Below are 22,161 nucleotides of genomic sequence, written 5' to 3' on the forward strand. Positions count from 1 at the left end.
GGTGGCGCGAAGCGCCGGATGAGGGGTTCTATCCACTCGCCGGACCCGCTCGTGAGGATAGAGACCCCTCACCCGTCTCGCCGCTATTGCGGCGAGCCACCCTCTCCCACAAGGGGAGAGGGTGCACCTTCAATGCCGCACTGAAATTGCGCGTAAATAACTCACGCTTCGCCGCGCAGCCAAGCCTTCACCTTCCGCAACAGGCCGTGCCGCAATTCATCGACGGAAGCTGCTTCCGCTTGTGTCAGCGTCTGCAAAGATGCATGGATGTCGTCTTTCGCCAACGGCGACACCGGCTCGGAAACCTGCTCCGGGGCGAACAGAGGCGCCAGCCCTGCCGCCGCGAGCGCGATCGGTCCGATCTGAGTCAGGAAGACGCGTTCGTACTCGCGCGACAGACGGGCGATCGCGTCGTCCAGCGTCAGCCAGTCGACCGCCTTGATGTCGTTCATCAGCTTGCGGACCGGCCCGCCGTCGGCCTCCATCCGCCAGTAATGCACGACCTTGGAGCGCCCGCCGGACTGATAGACCAGCGTGCCCAGAAATTCGTGCACGGCCACGTCGTGGCCGGTCTCCTCCAACACCTCGCGGTGCGCGGCTTCCCTCGGCGTCTCGCCGTCGTCGAGCTTGCCCTTGGGCAGGACCCATTCGTTGCGCTTGCGCTGGCGCACGACTGCAACCAGCGGCACCGGCGCGCGCCGCAACACAATACCACCCGCCGCCATGACCGGCGCCCGCGCCATCGTCACATCCGTATCGATCGAATAGTCCCCGCCCGACGATATAGGCGGCGGGGGCGGCGGATTGAAGGCTACTTTCTCCTGAGCAGCGTTTGACCGGCGCGAATGCGCGTGCCCTCGGCAATGCCGTCGCAGAACGAGAAATCGCCGGGCGCGAGGATGATGATGGTCGAGCCGTGCTCGAACCAGCCGAGCTCCTCGCCTTTGCTCACGTTGACGTCGCAGGGAAAATTGACCGGGCCGCGCGTCTGCGCGTTCAGCAGCATGTCGAGGAAGTGCAGGCGGATGCTCGCGACCAGAATCGCCGCCACCGGCACCAGCGTCACGGCTTCGCCGGTCGACAAATGCGTGCGGATCACCGCGCGCTCGTTCTTGCAGAACAGACGCTCGACGCGCTTGAGCGCGATCGGGTTGACGTTCCAGACGTCACCGTGGATCAGCGTGACCCGCTCGATGTGCGCGTCATAAGGCGCATGGAAGCGGTGATACATGCTCGACGTCAGCCGCAGCGTAACGAAAGAGCCGTTGCGGTGCTGCTCGACCAGCGCGGAATCGCCGACGAGATCGAGCAGCGAATAGGGCGCGCCCTTGACCTGGAACAGCTCGGTGTCCGCGATTTTCCCGTGAGCGCCGACGATGCCGTCCGAGGGGCTCGCCACCACTGCAGGATCAGGATCGAACGGCCGCAGGCCCGGCTTCAGCTCCCGGGTGAAGCAGTCGTGCAGACTGCTGAACTGCGTCTTGCGCGCCTCCGACAGATCGAGGTCGGAGAACAGCTTCCACAGCGCGATCGAGAAGTCCCGCACCAGGGGATTCTCGATCTTGGAGAACCAGCCCATGAAGCGGGTCAGGGCCGCGCGCGGGATGCGGTTGGTCAACAGGAAGTTGAGGTCTTCCTGCTGGGTGAAAGAGGCGATGAGGGCTTTGACTGTCATGAATCTGTCAGCTCGCAGGTTTAGCGCTTGTTGTCATGGAAACGACACTCCCGATTCTCTCGATGTCCGTGGCCGCCGCAGCGTCCGCTGCCGCCGTCCTCCCGAAGATCAAGGCGCGGGTCGAACTCTCCCGCGCCAAGCACCGCTCGCTGGCCGGGCACTCGAAGATGTCGCGCCGGGTGGCGCGGCTGCTGCCGTTCTACGAGTTCGAGGGTGATCAATACTTCGCCTGCGACGGCGCGCCGGCGAACATCGCAGCGCAACGCAAGGACGCCTTTTTCCGTCTCGCCAGGCTTTACGCCGAGCGCTACCCCCGGGGTCGCGCGATGACGAAGGAAGCGGCGGAGACGATCTCCGACCTGAACTTCACCGAAAGCTACCGCGTGCCGTTCCAGTTCTCGCGTGTCGTCCGCGAGCATCTGGGCACGTCGACCTTCATGGAATCCTCGCGCGGCGTCACCGTCACCGACGTCGACGGCAACACCGCTTACGACCTCACGGGCTCCTACGGCGTCAACATCTTCGGCAACGACTTCTACAAGGAGTGCATCGAGGGCGCCGAGAAGCGCGCGCATGCGCTGGGCCCCGTGCTCGGCCCCTACCATCCCGTCATCCTCGAGAATGTGCAGCGGCTCTGCCAAATCTCCGGCCTCGACGAAGTCTCGTTCCACATGTCCGGCACCGAAGCCGTGATGCAGGCGGTGCGGCTGGCGCGCTACCACACCAAGCGCACGCATCTGGTTCGTTTCGCCGGCGCCTATCACGGCTGGTGGGGCGACGTGCAGCCGGGCGTCGGCAATCCCATTCCTGCGCATGAGACCTACACCCTCGCCGAAATGTCGGAGAAGACGCTGCATGTCCTGCGCACGCGCAAGGACATCGCCTGCGTGCTGGTCAACCCGCTGCAGGGGCTGCATCCCAACGCCAACGCGCCCGGCGATTCCTCGCTGGTCGATTCCTCGCGCGGCGGCAACTTCGATCGCGCGGCTTACACCGAATGGCTGAAGAAGTTGCGCGAGGTCTGCGACCAGCGCGGCATCGTCCTGATCTTCGACGAGGTCTTCGTCGGCTTCCGCCTCGCTGCCGGCGGTGCCCAGGAGTATTTCGGCGTGCGCGCCGACATGGTGACCTACGGCAAGAGCCTCGCCGGCGGCCTGCCGGTCGGCGTGGTCTGCGGCAAGCGCGAATTGATGCGCCGCTTCCGCGACGACCGCCCCGCCGACATCTGCTTCGCCCGCGGCACCTTCAACTCGCACCCCTACGTCATGACGGCGATGGACGAGTTCCTGAGCCGCCTCGCCAGCCCGAACTTCCGCGCCGTCTATGATGGGCTGGAAGAGACCTGGAACGGGCGCGTGAAGAAGCTCAACCAGATGATGCAGGATGCCGACCTGCCGGTGCGCTTCGCCAACTTCTCCTCGATCTGGACGGTGAAATACACCACGCCGTCCCGCTACAATTGGATGCTGCAATATTACCTGCGCGCCGAAGGCCTGGCGTTGAGCTGGGTCGGCACCGGACGGCTGATCTTCAGCCTCAACTACACCGACGCCGACTTCACCGAAGTCGCCGACCGCTTCGTCCGCGCCGCGCAGAAGATGAAGGCCGACGGCTTCTGGTGGCACGATGGCGTGCTCACCAACAAGCAGATCAAGCGCCAGATCCTGAAAGAGATGCTGGCCAAGCGCTTCGGGCGCTGAGGCTTTCTGACACTTGGCCCCGATCACCGCTCGCCCTTCTCCCTCGCCCCGCTTGCGGGGAGAGGGTCGGGGTGAGGGGGACTCTCCGCGCGTGCGGTGAGCGTTGACGCACGACCATCTGGCAGCACCCCCGCGGATAGCCCCCCTCACCCGAAGTTGCGCTCCGCGCAAATTCGACCTCTCCCCGCACGCGGGGAGAGGTGAAGGAAGCACCGCGTTCGCAGTCCCCAACACGTGGATGCCCGGGACAAGCCCGGGCATGACGTAGCCATCAGACATCGGAGCCTGTCGCGTGCGCCGCGCGCTTCAAGCGTGCTGCTCTTCGAGCACGGGCTCCTCGATGAAGCCCAGCGTGTGCTCGGGATTGAGGTGCAGGCCGGGATCCATCAGCTCGCCGCGCATCAGGGCGAGCGGAGCACCGCGATAGAGCATCAAATCGTGGAAGGGATCGGTCAGGATCTTGGTCATCCAGACGAGGCCGGTCTCGACGTCGCGGATGAAGAACAGATGCACGGTGCGGAACAGCAGGCCGCCGCCGCCGACCACGAGCCAGATCTTCGCCACCTGCCGCATGAAGTCGGTCGCGCTCTGCCAGGGCGTGAAGATGCCGAACAGGGTGGGATCGACGACCAGCACCAGCGGCGACAGCGCCCAGATCGCCATCAGCACCACCTTGCGCTGCAAATTGTAGCCGACCTTGATCTCTTCCTTGTACTCGTGCGTCGCCTGATTGATGTGGTCGTAGGTGTGCGGCTCGAAGAAGAAGTGACCAGCCTGGCGCGAGGTCATCGACACCAGCCAGCCGACCAGCGCCGAGACGACGGGATCGATGAACAGCCAGACATAGGCAAAGAGGAAGCTCAGCGCGCTGACGAAGTGCAGGCTCTGATTGATGCGGCTGTGGTGATAGTAGCGATGGTCGTCCCAGCGCTGGATCCGCAGCTGCTCGAGATAGTTCTTGATCATGCTCATCCCCAAAATGCTTTCGGGTTCAGGATTTACAGGGATTCGATGTAGGCCGTGTGACATCATCATTTTGTCATGTGACGATGTGCAGCGGCGCGATGACGCACGAAAGACGCATAAGCTCACGCCGCCTTGGCGACGTCGACCTTGCGGAAGCGCACCAGCGAGAAGTGTCCCAGCGGCGGAATCAAGCGGCGCTCGGCAAGCTCGATGCCGTGCGCGCCGGCGAGCCATTTGGCGTAGCGCGACCAGGCGAACTCGGCGGTGCGGAAGCCGAGCGGACGCACCACCGGCTGCAGCTTCTGCTCGATGAAGCGGCGCATGCCGGTGTCGGCGCTGACGCGGGTGAGGATGATCAATTCGCCGCCCGGACGCAGCACGCGGGCGAATTCGTCGAGCGCCTTCTCCGGGTTCGGCACGGCGGTGACGACGTATTGCGCCATCACGACGTCGAAGGAATTATCGGGGAATTCGAGCTTCTCGGCGTCCATCACCGCGAGGCCCTCGACGTTCTTCAGCTTCTGCTCCGTCACGCGGCGGCGCGCCTTGTCCAGCATCGCTTCCGAGATGTCGGTGCCGAAGATGCGCAGGTTCGGCGCGTAGAGCGGCAGCGAGATGCCGGTGCCGACGCCGACCTCGAGCACGCGGCCGCCGATCTTGTTGGTGGCCGCGATCGCGGCCTGCCGGCCCTTGGCGAACACGCCGCCGAACACGAGATCGTAGACCGGCGCCCAGCGGTCATAGGCCTGCTCGACCGTGCCGCGCGTGAGGTCGAGCTGCTGGGTGCCGTCAAGGTTCATGATCTTAGCCATCGATGAGGTTCTCGCTGTGGTTCGAATAAACGGTCAGCCGCGCACCGGCCGCCGCGCCATGCGAGGCGAGGCGCGCAAGGAGCGGCTGGGCTGCAGTGAGGTGAGGTTGCCGACGAACTGGCGCGCGCTGTTCTCCCAGGAGCGCTCCAGCGCGAAGTTGCGGCAGGTCTCGCGTGACATCGTGAGCGCGCGCAGGCAGGCGGTGCGCAGATCGTGGTCGATCGCGCCGATCGGGTGATCGGCAATGACGTCCTTCGGGCCCGTGACCGGAAACGCCGCAACCGGCGTGCCGCAGGCGAGCGCCTCGAGCTGCACCACGCCGAAGGTGTCGGTCAGGCTCGGAAACACGAATACGTCGGCCGCGGCGAGATGCGCGGTGAGATCCGCCCCCTTCTTCTCGCCGAGGAAGACTGCGTCCGGATATTTCTTCTCCAGCGCCGCCTTCTGCGGGCCGTCGCCGACCACGACCTTGGTGCCGGGCAGGTCGAGCGAGAGGAACGCTTCGAGATTCTTCTCCACCGCCACGCGCCCCATCGTCATGAAGATCGGGCGCGGCAGGTCGAGCTGTGCCGGAGCGTCGGGATGAAACAGCCCGGTGTCGACGCCGCGCGTCCAGAAGCCGAGCCGCTTGAAGCCGCGCTCGGACAGCTCCTGCCGCAGCGAGGGCGTCGCAACCATGGTCATGGCGGCGGCATCGTGGAAGTGGCGCAGCACCGCATAGCCGACGCCCGCCGGGATGCCGGTCCGCACCGAGACGTATTCCGGAAAGCGCGTCGTGTAGGAGGTGGTGAAGGCGAGCCGGTTGCGGCGGCAATAGGCGCGCGCCGCCCAGCCGATCGGGCCTTCGGTCGCGATATGCAGCGCCTCCGGCGCGGCCTTCTCGATCCGCCGCGCGATCTCCTTCGCCGAAGGCAGCGCAAAGCGCAGGCCCGGATAGGTCGGCAGCGGCCAGGACGGAAAGCCGTCGGGGGTGAGGAAGTCGATCTCGACGTCGAGGGTCTTGGCCGCATTCGCCAGGGAGGTCAGGGTGCGGACCACACCGTTGACCTGGGGATGCCAGGCGTCCGTCGCGATTAATACCCGCATGGGAAAATCCCGAGAGTTTGATGATTCTCAGGCATCGACCATCAACGAAGGATATTTCAGGCGTGTGACGTCACAGAAGTGTCGGCGCGCTGTTTTGTTCGTTAACGAGCCGGCGGGGCCACGAAACTGTCATGAAACAATTCTTGCCGCCGTGAAACCGTTTTCGGTTTTCCGCGCAAATGTCCCGAAACGTTTTGCCGTTAGGAATTCAGGCAACGGAGCACCGCAACGGTGCCGCGGTGAGCAAAACACCGAGCAAACAGGGGCGATCACATGTTCAATCTGGACACGTTCAAGACGTTTTCGCGCGCCGTTGCACTCAGTGCCGTCGCGGTCTCCGCAATCGCGTTCGCTGGCGCAGCCAAGGCCGCGCCGGTGCAGATCTTCCCGTTCTTCCAGCCGCTGCCGCCGATGACCGCGCCGCAGCCGCTGCAGCCGTATCAGCCGACGTATCAGCCCTATCAGGCGCCGACCTACCAGACCGAGCCGTCCGAGGATCAGGACGCGGTAGAGCTGCCGGCCCGCTTCCGCCGCCAGACCGTCTCTTACGCGACGCGCGAAGCGCCGGGCACGATCATCATCGATACGCCCAACACCTATCTCTATTACGTGCTCGGCAATGGCCAGGCATTGCGCTACGGCATCGGCGTCGGCCGCGACGGCTTCACCTGGTCCGGAATCCAGTCGGTGAGCCGCAAGGCCGAGTGGCCGGCCTGGACGCCGCCGCCGGAAATGATCGCCCGCCAGCCCTATCTGCCGCGCCACATGGCCGGCGGCCCCGGCAATCCGCTTGGCGCGCGCGCCATGTATCTCGGCGGCACCATCTACCGTATCCACGGGACCAATGCCCCCGAAACCATCGGCAAGCGCGTGTCCTCCGGCTGCATCCGCATGACCAACGAGGACGTCACCGACCTCTATTCCCGCGTCAACGTCGGCACCAAGGTGATCGTGCTGCCGATGACCGAGCGCCGCGCAGACCTCGGCGCCGCGAGCCGCTGAAGCGACAGGACAACGTAACGCGAACGGCCCCGGAACCCACCGGGGCCGTTTTCGTTTGCCCTGACATCCCGTTGCGCCTGTTGCGGCGCAATCCCCGATGGAGGCGCAAATGCGACCACGAAGGCAACCCTCGCCAAGCCCATGGCTGCACGCCCTCGCCGGCGCCGGAGCACTGACGCTGCTCGTGTCCGCGTCCGCCTCGCTCGCGCAGCAACCCGCGCCTGACGACGCCGGCAAGCAGGCTTTCAACAATTCCTGCCGCACCTGCCATTCCATGAAGGAAGGCGACAATCGCCTCGGTCCCAATCTCAACAAGATCGTCGGACGCAAGGCCGGCTCGCTGCCGGACTACAATTACTCCTCGTCCATGAAAGAAGCCGGCTTCGCCTGGGACCAGGACAAGCTCACCCGCTTCATGGTCAAGCCGGACGAGGTCGTGTCCGGCCACAAGATGCAGCCCTATGGCGGCATCTCGAAGGACGAAGCGGGTAAGGTGGTTGCGTATCTGCAAGCGGCGGGCGGGCAATAGATCGCAACGCGCTCTTTCCGCTGTGCGATTGCGGCGCGCTTACCGGCTGACTGCGCCCCGCCACTCCGCTATCAGCCTCAGCCACGCCGCGGCGTGGAACGCGCTCATCAAGAGATACATCGGCACCATCCCGCCGAGCAGAGAGCCCTGCCCGGCGCCGCACAGCATCTCCGCGGGCCCACCCCCGGGCAAAGCCGTCAGTACGGCCATGATGGCGAAGGTCGGCGTGGCCGCCAGCCCCAGCCATCTGGCGAGGTGGCGTGCGGCCGCGACGCCGTCGGGGAGGCCGCTGGGGACCGCGCTGACCGGACCGGTCATTTCCGCTCTCCCGCGGCCTCCTCGCGGAAGGCTTTCTCGCCGGCGTCCGAGATCTCCACCCATCGCTTGTCGGGCGCGGCGCCTTCGGTGTAGCTGTCGTGCCAATTCCACCATTTGTAGGTCGGGGTCTGCGGATAGCCTTTCGGCGAGTCCTCCCACACCTCCTGGCGGCCGAGCGGGGTGATGTCGAGATAGTTCCAGGTCCCACCCATCTGCTCGTCGCCGCGGCTCTTGACGAAATAAGTGCGGAAGATGCGTGTCCCGTCTCGGTAGAACACATTCGTCCCGTGCCATTCGTCGACGCCGAAATCGGCATCGAAGCTGTCGGTGATGGTGACCCAGGGCATGATCCAGCCCATCCGCTGCTTCAGCCTGACGATGTCGGCTTGCGGCGCACGCGAGGCGAACACCAGCGTGGTGTCGCGGGCATTCAAGTGCGAGACATGGGCGACCTGGTCGGCCACCATGGAGCAGCCGCGGCAGGCGTGATCGGGCCAGCCGAACACACCGGGCTCGAAGAAGGCGCGATAGACGATCAGCTGCCGCCGGCCCTGGAACAGGTCGTGCAGACTGAGCTTGCCGCCGGGCCCCTCGAACGCATAGGTTTTGTCGACAGCCATCCACGGCATGCGGCGCCGCTCGGCGGCCAGGGCGTCGCGGGCACGGGTATGCGCCTTCTCCTTTACGAGCAGCTGCAGACGGGCCTCCTCCCAGTCCTGCGGCGACACCACCGGTGGGGTCTGCATGGCGGTGTGTCCGTTGGTTCCTGCTTTTTCTGCTGATGTCATCATGACTCTCCAAAGCTTTTGCTCGACGTCCTGCCAACGACTTCTGGCACCAAGCGGTTGCGCGGTGGGAGTAACAAGTGTGGCGGGATTGACATGGAATCGCTGATCACTGCCGCTGCGCGCGCCTTAGAGGCCGGTGATCCGCTCGGCGCCCTGAACCGCGTCGCGCTGCGCAACGATGCGCCGTCGCTGGCGCTGCGCGGCATCGCGATGGCGCAGCTGGGCGATCTCGCCAAGGCCAAGTTGCTGCTGCGCACCGCCGCGCGCGCCTTCGGTCCGCGCGAGGCGGTGGCACGCGCAAGATGCCTGGTGGCCGAAGCCGAGATCGCGCTGGTCTCGCGCGATCTGAACTGGCCGGTGAAGACGCTCGCCGCGGCACGCGCGACGCTCGAACAGCACGGCGATCTCGTCAATGCCGCCCATGCGGGCCATGTCGAGGCGCGCCGCCTGCTTCTGGTCGGGCGCCTCGACGAGGCCGAGCGCACCCTCGCCGAAGTCCGTCCCGCGATGCTCCCGCCCGCGTCGCAGGTCGTCCGCGAGCTCGTGCTCGCCGGCATCGCCATCAGGCGGCTCAGAACGAACGACGCGCGCACGGCGCTCGGCCGCGCGGCTCACGCGGCGCGCCTTGCAGACATTCCGGCGCTCGTGGCCGAGGTCGACAGCGCGAGCCTGATCCTCGACACGCCGGCAGCGCGCCTGATCGCCCGCGGCAGCGAACATCCGCTGTTGCTGGGAGAGGTCGAACGTCTGGCGACCTCGACGGCGCTGGTCGTTGATACCTTTCATCACGTCGTGCGCAGGCAAGGCGTCGCGGTGTCGCTCGGAACGCGTCCCGTGCTGTTCGCGCTCGCGCGTCTCCTGGCCCAGGCATGGCCAGCGGATGTCTCGCGCGAGACGCTGATATCCGGCGCCTTTCAAGCCAGGCACGCCGACGAATCGCACCGCGCGCGCCTGCGCGTCGAGATCGGACGGCTCCGCAGCAAGCTCGCGCCGCTGGCCGATATCAGCGCGACGAAGCAGGGCTTCGTGCTGGCGCCGCGGAAGACGCGCGACGTCCTCGTGCTGGCGCGGCCCGTTGAGGAGAAGCACGCCGCCGTCCTCGCCTTTCTTACCGACGGCGAGCCATGGTCGAGCTCGGCGCTCGCGCTTGCGCTTCGCATCAGTCCGCGCACCGTGCAGCGCGCGCTCGAGGAGCTGGCGCGGTCGGGCAAGGTGCAGTCGTTCGGACACGGACGGGCGCGCCGCTGGATGACGCCGCCCGTTCCGGGTTTCCCGACAGGCTTGTTACTCCCCACGCCGCTCCTGAAGACGTAGGATGGGCGCAAGCATGAGGGATCGAGCACATGAAACGTTCAGCCGCCGAGATCGTCACGGAGTATGGACCCTTTCCAGGCGTCGAGGCCGTGCATGGCGTCACCTATGACGGCACGCGCGTCTGGTTCGCTTCCGGCGACAAGTTGAACGCGCTCGATCCGGCCGACGGCAGGATCGCGCGCTCCATCGACGTCGCCGCGCATGCGGGAACGGCGTTCGACGGACGGCACCTGTTCCAGATCGCCGAGGACCGCATCCAGAAGATCGATGCGGCTTCGGGCAAGGTGCTCGGCACCATTCCGGCGCCCGGCGGCGGCGGTGATTCCGGCCTCGCCTGGGCCGAGGGCTCGCTCTGGGTCGGGCAATATCGCGAGCGCAAGATCCATCAAATTGACCCCGAAACGGGGAAGATCCTCCGCACCATCGAGAGCAAGCGCTTCGTGACCGGGGTGACCTGGGTGGACGGCGAGCTCTGGCACGGCACCTGGGAGAACGAACAGAGCGATTTGCGTCGGATCGACCCGGAAACGGGACAAGTGATCGAGCAGATCGACATGCCCGCCGGCACGATCGTGTCAGGCCTGGAATCGGACGGCGGTGACCGCTTCTTCTGCGGCGGAGGCAATCGCGGCAAGGTGAGAGCGGTCCGGCGCCCGCGGCAAAGCTAGAGCATGATCCGGAAAAGTGCGAAGCGGTTTTCCGAAAAGATCATGCTCAAACAACAACCTAAAGCGCGATGACGATTCATCCTAATCGCATCGCGCTTTAGTCCTTGGGTCTGGCGTGACGGCACGCCGACGGCGCGTTCACAATCCGTAACCTGTTCGCCCCAATTCCACCCAACGGGTGCGCTCTAGCGCCCTCCTCGCCCGCCCTGTAGAATCCCCGTCGGGGCGACTTGGGGGATTGATGCGTCTGACGTGGAATCTGAAGACTATCCTGATCGGTGTCGCGGTGCTCGCGGCGTCATTCTTCATCAGCCTGAAGGCGATGGACTGGCTGGCGCCGCGCGCGACGAATTCGGCGCCGCCGGTCGCACAGCTGCCGCCGCTGCCGCCGGCTTCGAAGAGCTCCATCGTGATCGCGCCGGTCGCCATCGCGCTGTCGGCGATCCGCGAGCAGGCCGAGAGGGCCGCGCCGCGCAATTTCGCCGGCAAGGCCGACAACCCGATCTCGCAGATCCTGGAGAATGCCGATATCGGCTGGTCCGCCGTCCGGGGCCCGATGGCGGCAGCCGGCGACAAGGACGTGCTGACGATCTCGACCCCGCTCACCGGCAAGCTCAACGTGACCGGCTCGCTGTCGTCGAAGGCCACAGGCGCGCTTGGCGATGCGCTCGGCAGCGTGCTCGGCGGCGACGCCGCGAAGCGGATCGGCGCGGTCAACATCAAGAACCTGAACGCGAGCGCGGAGATCAAGGGCAACGTCGTCGTTACCTCGCGCCCGAAGCTCGCCGCGGCCTGGTATCTGGAGCCCAATCTCGGCGCCCAGGTCAATCTCGGCGACACCAACCTCAACGTCGCCGGCGCCAAGGTCAACGTGCCCGCGCAGGTCAAGCCGCTGATCGACAAGACCGTCGGCGAGCAGATCAACGCCGTCTCCGAGCGCATCCGCAACGATCCCAGCCTGCGCGAGAATGCCAAGGCGCAATGGATCAAGGCCTGCCGCTCGATCCCGCTGCAAGGCTCGGGTTCCTCACTGCCGCCGCTGTGGCTCGAGATGAAGCCGGTGCGCGCGATCGCGGCGCAGCCGCGCGTCGATGCGCAGGCCGTGACCTTGCTGCTCGGCCTGGAGGCCGAGACACGCGTGACCTCGACGCCGACCAAACCGGACTGCCCGTTCCCCGACAAGATCTCGATCGTGCCGCCGACCGGCACCGGCGTGAACATCGGGGTGCCGATCGACGTGCCCTTCACCGAGATCAACAAGCTGATCGCAGCGCAGATGGTCGGCCGCACCTATCCGGAGGACGGCTCCGGCCCGGTCGACGTGACCATCAAGAGCGCCAACGTCGTGCCCTCGGGCGACCAACTGCTGATCTCGCTTCTGGTGCGCGCCAAGGAGAAGAAGAGCTGGTTCGGCCTCGGCGCCGAGGCGAATGTGCACATCTGGGGCCGGCCGGTGCTCGACCAGGCGCAGCAGACGCTGCGGCTCACCGACATCCAGCTCGCGGTGGAATCCGAGGCCGCCTTCGGCCTGTTGGGTGCCGCCGCCCGCGCCGTCGTCCCGCAGATGCAGCAGGCGCTGCTGCAGAGGGCAACCCTGGATCTGAAGCCGATCGCCGCCAACGCCCGCGAGAAGATCGCCGCCGCGATCGCCGATTACCAGAAGAGCGAGGACGGCCTCAAGGTCGAGGCCAGGATCGACAGCCTCACTCTCGCCGACATCGCCTTCGATTCCAAGACCCTGCGCGTGGTCGCGGAAGCCGGCGGCTCGCTGAACGTATTCGTGACGAAGCTGTCGGGGATGTAGCGCGTCCCTGCGCATCGCAGGGCCGTCGCATGTGAGAGCTCTTCCCTGCGGCCATCCTTCGAGACGCCCGCTTGGGCGGGCTCCTCAGGATGAGGGCGGAGTGCGCGGCAGCTGTTGCAACGAGCACGGACGCCGATGAGCCTCATCCTGAGGAGGCGCGCAAGCGCCGTCTCGAAGGACGAGGCGTGCGTGCAGGCGCCGCCACCCGTCAGAGGCGGTTGTCCCGCCACTCGCCGGACCCGCACAATTCCTCGTCGCTTGCGCCGCTGGCATTCTCGCTGCAGGATGCTAATCTCGCACGCGCATTGTAGGGGACAACGCGAGGACAACATGGAAGCCGGCATGGTCACGCCTGCGCCGGCGCTGGTGCGTTTTTCCGGCATTCAAAAGACCTATGATGGCGAGCATCTCGTGGTGAAGAACCTCGACCTCGACATCAGGAAGGGCGAATTCATCACCCTGCTCGGCCCGTCGGGATCGGGCAAGACGACCACGCTGATGATGCTGGCCGGCTTCGAGGTGCCGACCCATGGCGAGATCTACCTCAGCGAGCGGCCGATCAAGAACGTGCCGCCGCACAGGCGCGACATCGGCATGGTGTTCCAGAACTACGCGCTGTTTCCGCACCTGACGATCGCGGAAAACATCGCCTTCCCGCTCTCGGTTCGCAAGTCGAGCAAGGCCGAGACGCAAGAGCGCGTCAGCGCGGCGCTGCGCATGATCAAGATGGAAACTTTTGCGCACCGGCGGCCCGGGCAATTGTCCGGCGGTCAGCAGCAACGCGTGGCGCTGGCCCGCGCGCTGGTGTTCAATCCGCAGCTCGTGCTGATGGACGAGCCCCTGGGCGCACTGGACAAGCGGCTGCGGGAGCAGATGCAGCTGGAGATCAAGCAGCTGCACGAGACGATGGGCATCACGATCGTCTATGTCACCCACGACCAGAGCGAAGCGCTCACGATGTCGGACCGCATCGCCGTATTCAACGACGGCATCGTGCAACAGATCGACCGCCCCGACGCGCTGTATGAGCATCCCGTGAACAGCTTCATCGCCCACTTCATCGGTGAGAACAATGTGCTCGCCGGCACCGTGGAAACCGTGGAGAGGGATTATTGCCGCGTCGCGCTGGCCGGTGGCAGCACAGTCGCCGCACGGGCGGTCAACGTGTCAGGCGCAGGCGCATCGACCTCTCTGTCGGTGCGGCCGGAGCGTGTCGCAATAATTCCCAATGGCAATTCCAGTGAGGGACCGAACCGGCTGCCGGCAAAAGTGCAGAACACCATCTATCTCGGCGACCACGCGCTGGCCGTGCTGGATGTGGCCGGCAACGCCGAGTTCATGGTCAAGCTTCAGCCGGGAGCGCATCACGGCCTAAGACCTGGCGAAAGCGTGTTCATCACCTTCCGCCCGGAAGACTGCCTCGCCCTCGATCCCGTCTGATCTGCCGGCGACGAAACTGAAACAATCAATGTCAACGCAACTCACATGAAGAAGGAACGAAGACCATGCTGAAGCGCAAGATTGCTCTGGGTTTCGCCGCGGCATTGGGCGCCGGTGTCGCGCTGACCAATGTCGCAGAAGCGCGTGACCTCACTGTCGTCTCGTGGGGCGGCGCGTATCAGGAGGCCCAGAAGAAGGTCTATTTCGAGCCGTTCAAGAAAGCATCCGGCATCGCGATGAACGACGAATCCTGGGACGGCGGCGTCGGCGTGCTGCGCGCCAAGGTGCAGGGAGGCGCCGCCACTTGGGACGTCGTCCAGGTCGAGAGCGATGAGCTCGCGGTCGGCTGCGAGGAAGGCCTGTTCGAGAAACTGGACTATTCCAAGATCGGCGGCGAGGCCGCCTACATCCCGCCGTCGGTCAATCCTTGCGGGGTCGGCGCCATCCTCTACGATTTCGTCCTCGGCTACGACAAGGACAAGCTGAAGGAGGCCCCGAAAGGCTGGGCCGACTTCTTCGACACCAAGAAGATTCCGGGCAAGCGCGCGCTGCGCCAGGGCCCGAAGACCACGCTGGAGATCGCCCTCATGGCCGACGGCGTCGCACCGAAGGACGTCTACAAGGTGCTGGCGACCGACGAAGGCATCGAGCGCGCCTTCAAGAAGCTCGACACCATCAAGGGCGACCTCGTCTGGTGGAAGGCCGGCGCGCAGCCGCCGCAATTGCTCGCCTCCGGCGAGGTGGCGATGACCTCGGTCTACAATGGCCGCATCGACACCGCGAACAAGAACGAGAAGAAGAACTTCGGCATGGTGTGGGACGGCGCGCTCTTCACCCTCGACAGCTGGGTCATCCTGAAGGGGAGCCCGAACAAGGATGCGGCCTACAAGTTCCTGGACTTCGCCGGCAAGGCGGAGAACCAGTCCAAGCTGTCGGAGAACATTGCCTATGGCACTTCGAACAAGGATGCCGCCGGCCGGCTCGCGCCCGCCGTCCTGAAGGACCTGCCGACGGCGCCTGACAACATCAAGAACGCGGTCGAGATCAACGTGGCCTTCTGGCTCGAGAACATCGACCGCCTGACCGAGCGCTTCAACAAATGGGCCGCGAAATAGCGGGAGCAGCTAGAGGTGCGCGCGGACAACTCGCCCGTGGCGCATCCTTCGAGACGCCCGCCTACGGCGGGCCCTCAGGATGAGGTCTGAGTCTGTGGCAGCGACGTTACTGGCACCAATGTCAATGAGCCTCATCCTGAGGAGACCGCGAAGCGGTCGCCTCGAAGGACGAGGCGCTTGCTCAGGCTGCTCCAAGAGGCTTTCTCCATGACAGCAGCGCCCGCGCTCGGCGCCGATAACAAGACTGAGGTGCCGCTCAAACGCCGATTGAGGCGTGCGGAGCGGACACGCCAGGTCAAGGCATTGGCGCTGGTCCTGCCGCTTCTGCTGTTTCTGCTCTTCACCTTCGCAGGTCCCATCGCCGGCATGCTGTGGCGCTCGGTCGAGGACTGGGAGGTGCGTCAGGTCCTGCCGCAAACGGTCGCTGCTCTTGCCAGTTGGGACGGCAAGGACTTGCCGGATGAAAACGCCTATGCGGCGCTTGCAAGCGACATCCTGGCGGCGCGCGCCGCCGGCACCCTTGCGATTGCGGCCAAACGGCTCAACTACGCGCTGAACGGCTTCCGCACGATCCTGACCAGCACAGGACGCAATCTGAAGGCGGTGCCTGAGCCCGGTACGGCCAGGGAGACGCTGGGCAGGATCAACCCCGCCTGGCGCGAACGCGCCACCTGGACCACGATCAAGGACGCCGGCGGCCCGATCACCGGCTTCTACCTGCTCGCCGCGCTCGACCTGACGCGAAACGCCGACGGCGCGATCGTCGCCGCACCACCGGATCAGGCCATCTACCGCGACATTTTCCTCCGCACCTTCCTCATCAGCCTCGCTGTCACGGCCCTCTGCCTGATTCTCGGCTTTCCGGTCGCCTACCTCCTGGCGACGCTGCCGCCCGGCCGGTCGAACCTCTTGATGATCTTCGTGCTGCTGCCGTTCTGGACGTCGCTCCTGGTTCGCACCTGCGCCTGGATCGTCCTGTTGCAGAGCAAGGGCGTCGTGAACGATAGTCTGCTCTGGCTCGGCATCATCGACGCACCCTTGCGCCTGATCTACAACCGCTTCGGCGTCTGCGTTGCCATGACCCACGTTCTGCTGCCGTTCATGATCCTGCCGCTGTACAGCAGCATGAAGGCGATCTCGCCCGCCTACATGCGTGCCGCCGCTTCGCTCGGTGCACCGCCCCTCACCGCCTTCCTACGGATCTACCTGCCGCAGACCCTGCCTGGCATCGGCGCGGGAAGCCTGCTCGTCTTCATCCTGGCGCTCGGCTACTACATCACGCCGGCCCTCGTCGGCGGCGCCGCCGACCAGATGATCAGCTACTTCATCGCCCTCTACACGACCGAGACGGCCAATTGGGGCCTTGCTTCGGCGCTGGGCGCGGTGCTGCTGCTCGCCACCGTTCTGCTCGCTCTCGTCTACGGCAAGCTGGTGCAGGGCCAGCAGGTCACGGGAGGGATGAAGAATTGAGCGACAATTCCTCCTTGCGCACCCCCAGCCAGCGCATCGCGTGGACCGCGACTATCGTTGTCTCCACGCTGGTGTTCATCTTCCTGATCGCGCCGATCCTTGCGATCATGCCGCTGTCGTTCAGTTCCAGCTCGTACCTCACCTATCCGCTGCCGGGCCTTTCCTTGCGCTGGTACGACGACTTCGTCAATTCGCCGCGCTGGATGAACTCGCTCAAGAACAGCGTGATCATCGGCGTCGCCTCGACGCTGTTGTCCATGGTCCTCGGCACGCTGGCCGCGCTGGGGCTGGCGCAGTGGAAGAGCCGGTTCAAGCCGCTCGTGCTGGCCTTCGTGCTGTCGCCGGTGGTTGTGCCCGGGGTCATCACCGCGGTCGGCCTGTACTTCTTCTTCGCGCCGATCGGGCTGACCGGCAGCTATCTCGGTCTGATCCTGGCCCACACCGCGCTGGCGACGCCCTTCGTGGTGATCACGGTCGGGGCGACGCTGCAGAGCTTTGACACCAACCTGGCACGCGCCGCCGCCTCGCTCGGCGCCTCGCCAATCTACGCGTTCCGTCGCGTGATCCTGCCGCTGATCCTGCCGGGTCTGGCATCAGGCGCGCTGTTCGCGTTCGCAACCAGCTTCGACGAGGTGGTGATCGTGCTGTTCATGGCGGGCCCCGAGCAGCGCACCCTGCCGCGCGAGATGTTCAGCGGCATCCGCGAGAACATCAGCCCGACCATCACGGCAGCGGCCGTGATCTTGACGACCGTCTCGGTCATCTTGCTCGCCACCCTGGAAGCCCTGCGCCGACGCAATGAACGGCTCAAGGGCAGCGGGGGTGAGGACGCAGGAAGTTAAGGACACGACAGCGCGCCCGGTGAAAACCAGGCGCGCTTCGTTCAGGCAGTTACGCGAGCCGCATTACTCCGCGTACTTGAACTGCGGCATGTTTTTCAGCTCGTCCTTGCTGGCATTGAACACGGCGTGGTCCGGGTACCATTTCGACGCGGACGACGTCGATGCGGTCGCTGCGGGCCTGTCGGTACCGGTCGCAGCGCCGGTCGTCGTGCCTGCGGGCCGGGCGCCGGTGTTCGCGCCGGTGCCGGTATAGGCGACGGGCTCGTTGACGAACTTCAGCTTCTCGTAGGGCACGGCGACCAGATGCTCGCCCATGCCGAGGAAGCCGCCGACTCCGATCACGGCGATCTTGATGTCACCGTTCTTGTCCATCAGCAGGTCGTTGATCGTGCCGATGTTCTCGTTGGCCTCGTTGTAGACCTTCAGGCCATCCATCTTCGAGGTACGCCATTGGCCGGAAGCCGTCGTGGTCGTTGCGGTGGCCGCAGGGGCCGCCTTGTCGGTGGTGGCGGCGGGCGGCGTTTGCGCGATTGCGACGGTCGCAAGTAGCGCGGTACCGGCGAGGCCGGTGACGATCGATTTCATCAACATTGTTGTCCTCTCCTTCACAGAAAACTCGTGCGGAGAAAACCGCTCTGATCGGGCGCAGTTCCGTGCGCGCCGCAATTTCGTCGCGCCATGCGCGAACTGTTCCTGCGTCACTCAGGAACATTTTGCGGTGCACGGTTCCCCGCCGAGGATCATGCGCATTGGGGCAAGGCAGGACCGCGGCGATGACCGCGCCGACCCGGCGCCGCCGAGGTCAGCTCTTGTAGTCGATCAGGAGCGCGGCGAGGCTCGAATTGCCGGTTGAGCTGCCATTGGCACCATAGGCGGATGCCGACGATTGCGATTGCTTCAGCGCCTCGAGGAATTGCTTGAGGATCTCGGCGGTGGTCTGGTCCGTCGAGCTGCTGCTCGTCGAATCCGTCGTCGTCAAATCCGAAGACCCGTCGTCCGGCGGCGGACCGCCTGGTCCACCCGTGAAGGCGGACTGAAACACGCTTTTCAGCTCCTCGGCCTGTTCGGAGGTCAGCGTCCCGTTCGACACTTCGCTCGAGATGAGGTCCTCGATCTTCGACTGCATCTCGTCCTTGGAGGGAGGCGCGCCGCTCGACTGGCCGCTCGATCGGCTCTGCTGGAGCGCGTGTCGATATCCGTCAGCGCCGTCGAGAGCGCGGACTGGTCCGACCAGAGATCGTGCCGGCGGAGACTTGCGACTGCAATTCCTGCTGAAGCCGTTGCAGTGGCGATTGATAGCTGCCGGCGGAGGCCGCCGAGATCGAGGTCATGATGGCTCCCTTGGTTTTGCGGGTTTCGCCGCGGACCACGCCACGGTATGGTTAACGGCCTTAACGAGAGCTTGCCGCTCGGCGGTGTGGCGATTGCCGTCCGTTGCTGATCGCCCGGTAGAAACAATTCGAAACAAAAATCTTCGCCTTTTGGCCGGAATTTTGGACAAACAAGGTCCATGGCCGTTCCCAATCCCAACATCCTGGTCGTCGAGGACGACCGCGAAACCCGGACGCTGATTGCGAAATACCTGCGCAACAACGCCTGCAACGTCACCGCCGTCGCCGACGGCCGCGAGATGTCGCGCGCTATGGCCGACCACCGCGTCGATCTCATCATTCTCGACGTCATGCTGCCTGGCGAGGACGGCCTCAGCCTGTGCCGTAAGGTGCGCGCCGAAAACCAGACGCCGATCATCATGCTGACCGCGCGCGGCGAGGACGTCGACCGCATCGTCGGCCTCGAGATGGGCGCGGACGATTATCTGCCGAAGCCGTTCAATCCGCGCGAGCTGCTCGCCCGCATCAACGCGGTGCTGCGCCGCCAGGCGGCCGCGCAAGCGGCGAGCTCGGTCGAAGGTGCCTCCGCGCTCACCTTCGAAGGCTGGCGCATCGATCTGCGCTTGCGCGAGCTCCGCAATCCCGCAGGCGCGCGCGTCGCGGTGACCAGCGCCGAGTTCGACCTGCTGCGCACGTTCTGCGAGCGGCCCGGCCGCGTGCTGTCGCGCGACAGCCTGCTCGACCTCACGCACGGGCGCAACACCGGCGCGTTCGAGCGGTCCATCGACGTCTTGGTCAGCCGCATCCGCCGCAAGATCGAGCCCAATCCGGCCGATCCCACCCTGATCAAGACGGTGCGCTCCGGCGGCTATCTGTTCACGCCACGAACCGAGGTCGCGAAAACCGAGGCAGCAAGCGCCGAAGCGACCGCAGTGCCCGTGAGCAGCTGAGGGGACGACGATGAAGCCGTTCTCGTTCTTCCACCTCAAGGGTATCGGCGGGCAGATCGCCGCGCTGGTGCTGGCCTCGACAGTGGCGCTCCATCTCGTCATCACCACCGCCTTCCTGATTATCCGGCAGGACCGCCCTGATGCCCCGCCGGACCGGGCGCATCAACTGGCCGATGCCGCGCTGCTGCTCGAGGCGGCGGAGGCGAGCGAGCGTCCGCGCCTCGTCACCGATCTCGCGCGCGCCTTCCCCGGGCTCGGCATCGAGATGCTGGCGCCCGGCACGGCCAATCTCGCGGAGAGCGACAGCCTGCATCTGCGCTGGATGCGCCGCCATCTCGGCCGCGCCTACAAGACCGGACGGCTGGCTTCAGGCAGCATCGAGCCCCGTATCGGCGTGCAATTGCCCGACGGCACCGTGATCGCGGGCCATGTCGATGGCGCCCCGCGGCCGTTGTTCTCTGGCGCGCCCTGGCTGATGGCACTGATGAGCGCCTTCATCTGCGTCACCGTGCTCGGCCTGTGGGCGGCGCGCGCGCTGACGAGGCCGCTGTCGTCCTTCGCCGCGGCGGCGGAGAATTTCAGCCTCGAGGGCGCCGCCGAGCCGCTGCCCGAGCGCGGCCCGGAGGAGATCCGCGCGGTGGCGCGCGCGCTCAACCGCATGCACGAGCGGATCGTGCGGCTGATGTCGGACCGCACGCGGATGCTGGCCGCGATCAGCCACGATTTGCGCACGCCGATCACGCGGCTGCGCCTGCGCGCCGAGTTCATCGAGGACGAAGCCAACCGCAAGCGCATGCTGATGGATCTCGACCAGATGCGCGCGATGCTGGAATCGGTGCTGTCGCTCTTGCGCGACGACCGCAAGGTCGAGGCGGTGACGCTGGTCGACATCGCCAGCACGCTGCAGCTCGTCGCCGATCAATTCGGCGACATGGGCCAAGTCGTGCACTATGTCGGGCCGGCGTCCGCGACCGCCGCCGCGCGGCCCGACGATCTGCATCGCGGCGTCACCAACCTGGTCGAGAACGCGGTGCGCTTCGGCGCCGAGGTGACGATCCGCCTCGACGCCTCGGACACCATGCTCGTCATCGACGTCGAGGACGACGGCCCCGGCATTTCGGATGCACGCAAGCAGGAGATGCTGGAGCCGTTCGCGCGCGGCGACGACGCGCGCACCATGGACTACTCCACCGGCTTCGGGCTCGGCCTGTCGATCGCGCGCGCAATCGCGCTCGGCCACGGCGGCGAGCTGTCGCTGCATGACCGCGCCCCGCGGCCTGATCGTGCGGATGCGATTGCCGGTCTCGCAGGCACCGCGCCTTGCCGCCTGATCAAGCCGCGAGCGGCGGGTGCTCGATCGCCTCGTGCGGGAAGATCGCCACCGCCTCGAAGCGGTAATTGCAGGCGTGGCAGGTCCAGAGATAGGAGACGCGCCCCTCGCCCGGCTCGATCCAGTCAGGGAACGGGATCGGTGTGCCACATTGTGCACAAGGGTTCTGCTTGGGAATGTCGTCGATGTCTGCAGGGGTCATGGACGTCTCCCGAGTGCTGGCTTTGACTAGCGATTGTTGGGCGAATGCGCGAAATGGACAGACCCGCTGTCGCGTAAGGCACTCCACCAGCTCCGAGCTTAACCCAGGTTTAAGTCGCAAAAGCGACGAGCCGGCGAAAATCGCCGTTGGTGACATTTCGCCACATCATCGCCGTGTTCCCACGGCCTAACGCGCTGGGGCGCGGGTCCGTTCTGCCGAGGAATATTTCGATGAAAATCTTACGAATTGTCGCGCTGCTCGCGGCTGGATTGACGTTGCCGCAGGCAGCTTTCGCCGGGCAAGCCGAATATGCCGAGATGGTGGCCGCCCATGCCCGCGCCAACGGCGTGCCGGAAGCGCTGGTGCATCGCATCATCATGCGCGAAAGCCGCTATCAGCCGCATGTGGTCGGCCGCGGCGGCACCATCGGGCTGATGCAGATCAAGCTCGCGACCGCCCGCGGGGTCGGCTACACCGGCGATGCCGCCGGCCTGCGCGATCCCAACACCAACCTCACCTACGCCGTGAAATACCTCGCCGGCGCCTACCGCGCCGCCAATGGCGATCACGCGCGAGCCGTGCGTTATTTCGCGGGCGGCTATTACTACGCTGCAAAGCGCCAGCGGCAGGAGGCCGTCCAGGTCGCCAATGCCGGCGAGACCATGGGTCAGGGCACTATGGGCCAACCTTGGCTCGAGCCGAACGGCAATCCGCAGCCGATGTTCGCCGCTCCGACCCACAGGAAGCTCGCCCAGCGCGTCCGTAACGCGCGGGCGCAGGTTCCCGCTCATTGATCTCCGTTATGGCCGGGCTTGACCC

The 22,161-nt window shown here is 65.7% G+C and carries 21 protein-coding genes and 2 pseudogenes; 13 read left to right on the top strand and 10 right to left on the bottom strand.

Annotated features, from left to right (window positions below):
• Positions 1 to 161 precede the first annotated feature (161 nt).
• Entirely contained in the window at positions 162 to 743 is a 582-nt protein-coding gene (locus tag I6F31_RS02690; RefSeq protein WP_036028428.1) for an NUDIX hydrolase, read from the bottom strand.
• A gap of 68 nt (positions 744 to 811) precedes the next feature.
• Positions 812 to 1,675, bottom strand: coding sequence for an archaetidylserine decarboxylase (gene asd / locus I6F31_RS02695; protein WP_225184638.1), 864 nt, complete (start codon positions 1,673 to 1,675; stop codon positions 812 to 814).
• 35 nt (positions 1,676 to 1,710) lie between these two features.
• On the opposite strand from asd, the gene I6F31_RS02700 reads away from it, so the two are divergent.
• On the top strand, positions 1,711 to 3,375 hold the full coding sequence (locus tag I6F31_RS02700) for an aminotransferase class III-fold pyridoxal phosphate-dependent enzyme (protein ID WP_225184639.1): 1,665 nt from the start codon (positions 1,711 to 1,713) through the stop codon (positions 3,373 to 3,375).
• 306 nt (positions 3,376 to 3,681) lie between these two features.
• On the opposite strand, the gene I6F31_RS02705 is transcribed toward I6F31_RS02700, so the two are convergent.
• The 3 genes from I6F31_RS02705 to I6F31_RS02715 form a co-directional block, all read right to left on the bottom strand.
• The gene (locus I6F31_RS02705) at positions 3,682 to 4,341 is read right to left on the bottom strand and encodes a hypothetical protein (RefSeq protein WP_225182797.1); all 660 of its coding nucleotides are present in this window, start codon (positions 4,339 to 4,341) and stop codon (positions 3,682 to 3,684) included.
• 122 nt (positions 4,342 to 4,463) lie between these two features.
• Positions 4,464 to 5,153 (bottom strand): methyltransferase domain-containing protein, encoded by a 690-nt coding sequence (locus tag I6F31_RS02710; protein ID WP_036003432.1) that lies wholly within the window; start codon positions 5,151 to 5,153, stop codon positions 4,464 to 4,466.
• 33 nt (positions 5,154 to 5,186) lie between these two features.
• Entirely contained in the window at positions 5,187 to 6,239 is a 1,053-nt protein-coding gene (locus I6F31_RS02715; protein ID WP_057026948.1) for a glycosyltransferase family 1 protein, read from the bottom strand.
• Between the two features lie 273 nt (positions 6,240 to 6,512).
• Here I6F31_RS02715 and I6F31_RS02720 point away from each other — a divergent pair, with 273 nt between their 5' ends.
• Positions 6,513 to 7,241 carry a L,D-transpeptidase gene (locus I6F31_RS02720; RefSeq protein WP_225139100.1) on the top strand — a complete coding sequence of 243 codons (729 nt, stop codon included), beginning with the start codon at positions 6,513 to 6,515 and terminating at the stop codon, positions 7,239 to 7,241.
• Between the two features lie 97 nt (positions 7,242 to 7,338).
• A complete protein-coding gene (locus tag I6F31_RS02725; protein WP_225184640.1) occupies positions 7,339 to 7,770 on the top strand; it encodes a c-type cytochrome in 432 nt (143 codons plus the stop codon).
• Between the two features lie 39 nt (positions 7,771 to 7,809).
• Here I6F31_RS02725 and I6F31_RS02730 read toward each other — a convergent pair whose 3' ends face one another.
• Together I6F31_RS02730 and I6F31_RS02735 are read right to left on the bottom strand one after the other, a co-directional pair.
• Positions 7,810 to 8,088, bottom strand: coding sequence for a hypothetical protein (locus I6F31_RS02730; RefSeq protein WP_225136828.1), 279 nt, complete (start codon positions 8,086 to 8,088; stop codon positions 7,810 to 7,812).
• On the bottom strand, positions 8,085 to 8,879 hold the full coding sequence (locus I6F31_RS02735; protein WP_225151419.1) for a thioredoxin family protein: 795 nt from the start codon (positions 8,877 to 8,879) through the stop codon (positions 8,085 to 8,087). The genes I6F31_RS02730 and I6F31_RS02735 overlap by 4 nt, the downstream gene beginning before the upstream one ends.
• A 90-nt stretch (positions 8,880 to 8,969) precedes the next feature.
• On the opposite strand from I6F31_RS02735, the gene I6F31_RS02740 reads away from it, so the two are divergent.
• The 7 genes from I6F31_RS02740 (at position 8,970) to I6F31_RS02770 (ending at position 17,529) form a co-directional block, all read left to right on the top strand.
• Positions 8,970 to 10,190: a helix-turn-helix domain-containing protein gene (locus tag I6F31_RS02740; RefSeq protein WP_225185125.1), complete on the top strand. Its 1,221-nt coding sequence runs from the start codon at positions 8,970 to 8,972 to the stop codon at positions 10,188 to 10,190.
• Positions 10,191 to 10,219: 29 nt separating this feature from the next.
• Entirely contained in the window at positions 10,220 to 10,858 is a 639-nt protein-coding gene (locus I6F31_RS02745; protein WP_057026952.1) for a glutaminyl-peptide cyclotransferase, read from the top strand.
• 241 nt (positions 10,859 to 11,099) lie between these two features.
• The gene (locus tag I6F31_RS02750; protein WP_225184641.1) at positions 11,100 to 12,662 is read left to right on the top strand and encodes a DUF4403 family protein; all 1,563 of its coding nucleotides are present in this window, start codon (positions 11,100 to 11,102) and stop codon (positions 12,660 to 12,662) included.
• 330 nt (positions 12,663 to 12,992) lie between these two features.
• A complete protein-coding gene (locus tag I6F31_RS02755; protein ID WP_225184642.1) occupies positions 12,993 to 14,102 on the top strand; it encodes an ABC transporter ATP-binding protein in 1,110 nt (369 codons plus the stop codon).
• A gap of 65 nt (positions 14,103 to 14,167) precedes the next feature.
• A complete protein-coding gene (locus tag I6F31_RS02760) occupies positions 14,168 to 15,217 on the top strand; it encodes an ABC transporter substrate-binding protein (protein WP_225184643.1) in 1,050 nt (349 codons plus the stop codon).
• A gap of 207 nt (positions 15,218 to 15,424) precedes the next feature.
• Entirely contained in the window at positions 15,425 to 16,687 is a 1,263-nt protein-coding gene (locus tag I6F31_RS02765) for an ABC transporter permease (RefSeq protein ID WP_036013273.1), read from the top strand.
• Entirely contained in the window at positions 16,684 to 17,529 is an 846-nt protein-coding gene (locus I6F31_RS02770) for an ABC transporter permease (protein WP_225184644.1), read from the top strand. The genes I6F31_RS02765 and I6F31_RS02770 overlap by 4 nt, the downstream gene beginning before the upstream one ends.
• 63 nt (positions 17,530 to 17,592) lie before the next feature.
• Here the strand turns inward: I6F31_RS02770 and I6F31_RS02775 are convergent, their stop codons facing one another.
• Together I6F31_RS02775 and I6F31_RS02780 are read right to left on the bottom strand one after the other, a co-directional pair.
• Positions 17,593 to 18,120, bottom strand: coding sequence for a PRC-barrel domain-containing protein (locus I6F31_RS02775; RefSeq protein WP_036013268.1), 528 nt, complete (start codon positions 18,118 to 18,120; stop codon positions 17,593 to 17,595).
• Between the two features lie 211 nt (positions 18,121 to 18,331).
• Positions 18,332 to 18,860 (bottom strand): annotated as a pseudogene (locus I6F31_RS02780) (hypothetical protein).
• Positions 18,861 to 19,039: 179 nt separating this feature from the next.
• On the opposite strand from I6F31_RS02780, the gene I6F31_RS02785 reads away from it, so the two are divergent.
• Together I6F31_RS02785 and I6F31_RS02790 are read left to right on the top strand one after the other, a co-directional pair.
• Positions 19,040 to 19,810: a response regulator gene (locus I6F31_RS02785; RefSeq protein WP_225184645.1), complete on the top strand. Its 771-nt coding sequence runs from the start codon at positions 19,040 to 19,042 to the stop codon at positions 19,808 to 19,810.
• A gap of 10 nt (positions 19,811 to 19,820) precedes the next feature.
• A pseudogene (locus I6F31_RS02790) lies at positions 19,821 to 21,141 on the top strand (ATP-binding protein).
• Here the strand turns inward: I6F31_RS02790 and I6F31_RS02795 are convergent.
• The gene (locus I6F31_RS02795) at positions 21,142 to 21,342 is read right to left on the bottom strand and encodes a hypothetical protein (protein WP_036013259.1); all 201 of its coding nucleotides are present in this window, start codon (positions 21,340 to 21,342) and stop codon (positions 21,142 to 21,144) included.
• 230 nt (positions 21,343 to 21,572) lie between these two features.
• On the opposite strand from I6F31_RS02795, the gene I6F31_RS02800 reads away from it, so the two are divergent.
• Positions 21,573 to 22,136, top strand: coding sequence for a lytic transglycosylase domain-containing protein (locus tag I6F31_RS02800; RefSeq protein WP_225184646.1), 564 nt, complete (start codon positions 21,573 to 21,575; stop codon positions 22,134 to 22,136).
• Positions 22,137 to 22,161: the final 25 nt, after the last annotated feature.

Origin of the sequence: Bradyrhizobium sp. NBAIM01 (assembly GCF_020194115.1) — a bacterium.
GTDB lineage: Bacteria > Pseudomonadota > Alphaproteobacteria > Rhizobiales > Xanthobacteraceae > Bradyrhizobium > Bradyrhizobium yuanmingense.

What these genes read in the sequence shown, in the direction of transcription:
- I6F31_RS02735 (WP_225151419.1), bottom strand. Translation starts at nt 8,879, where the DNA reads ATGATGACATCAGCAGAAAAAGCAGGAACCAACGGACACACCGCCATG.
- I6F31_RS02700 (WP_225184639.1), top strand. Translation starts at nt 1,711, where the DNA reads ATGGAAACGACACTCCCGATTCTCTCGATGTCCGTGGCCGCCGCAGCG.
- I6F31_RS02740 (WP_225185125.1), top strand. Translation starts at nt 8,970, where the DNA reads ATGGAATCGCTGATCACTGCCGCTGCGCGCGCCTTAGAGGCCGGTGAT.
- asd (WP_225184638.1), bottom strand. Translation starts at nt 1,675, where the DNA reads ATGACAGTCAAAGCCCTCATCGCCTCTTTCACCCAGCAGGAAGACCTC.
- I6F31_RS02775 (WP_036013268.1), bottom strand. Translation starts at nt 18,120, where the DNA reads ATGTTGATGAAATCGATCGTCACCGGCCTCGCCGGTACCGCGCTACTT.
- I6F31_RS02725 (WP_225184640.1), top strand. Translation starts at nt 7,339, where the DNA reads ATGGAGGCGCAAATGCGACCACGAAGGCAACCCTCGCCAAGCCCATGG.
- I6F31_RS02785 (WP_225184645.1), top strand. Translation starts at nt 19,040, where the DNA reads ATGGCCGTTCCCAATCCCAACATCCTGGTCGTCGAGGACGACCGCGAA.
- I6F31_RS02800 (WP_225184646.1), top strand. Translation starts at nt 21,573, where the DNA reads ATGAAAATCTTACGAATTGTCGCGCTGCTCGCGGCTGGATTGACGTTG.
- I6F31_RS02750 (WP_225184641.1), top strand. Translation starts at nt 11,100, where the DNA reads ATGCGTCTGACGTGGAATCTGAAGACTATCCTGATCGGTGTCGCGGTG.
- I6F31_RS02705 (WP_225182797.1), bottom strand. Translation starts at nt 4,341, where the DNA reads ATGATCAAGAACTATCTCGAGCAGCTGCGGATCCAGCGCTGGGACGAC.
- I6F31_RS02720 (WP_225139100.1), top strand. Translation starts at nt 6,513, where the DNA reads ATGTTCAATCTGGACACGTTCAAGACGTTTTCGCGCGCCGTTGCACTC.
- I6F31_RS02715 (WP_057026948.1), bottom strand. Translation starts at nt 6,239, where the DNA reads ATGCGGGTATTAATCGCGACGGACGCCTGGCATCCCCAGGTCAACGGT.
- I6F31_RS02745 (WP_057026952.1), top strand. Translation starts at nt 10,220, where the DNA reads ATGAAACGTTCAGCCGCCGAGATCGTCACGGAGTATGGACCCTTTCCA.
- I6F31_RS02760 (WP_225184643.1), top strand. Translation starts at nt 14,168, where the DNA reads ATGCTGAAGCGCAAGATTGCTCTGGGTTTCGCCGCGGCATTGGGCGCC.
- I6F31_RS02765 (WP_036013273.1), top strand. Translation starts at nt 15,425, where the DNA reads ATGACAGCAGCGCCCGCGCTCGGCGCCGATAACAAGACTGAGGTGCCG.
- I6F31_RS02730 (WP_225136828.1), bottom strand. Translation starts at nt 8,088, where the DNA reads ATGACCGGTCCGGTCAGCGCGGTCCCCAGCGGCCTCCCCGACGGCGTC.
- I6F31_RS02710 (WP_036003432.1), bottom strand. Translation starts at nt 5,153, where the DNA reads ATGGCTAAGATCATGAACCTTGACGGCACCCAGCAGCTCGACCTCACG.
- I6F31_RS02690 (WP_036028428.1), bottom strand. Translation starts at nt 743, where the DNA reads ATGGCGCGGGCGCCGGTCATGGCGGCGGGTGGTATTGTGTTGCGGCGC.
- I6F31_RS02795 (WP_036013259.1), bottom strand. Translation starts at nt 21,342, where the DNA reads ATGACCCCTGCAGACATCGACGACATTCCCAAGCAGAACCCTTGTGCA.
- I6F31_RS02755 (WP_225184642.1), top strand. Translation starts at nt 12,993, where the DNA reads ATGGAAGCCGGCATGGTCACGCCTGCGCCGGCGCTGGTGCGTTTTTCC.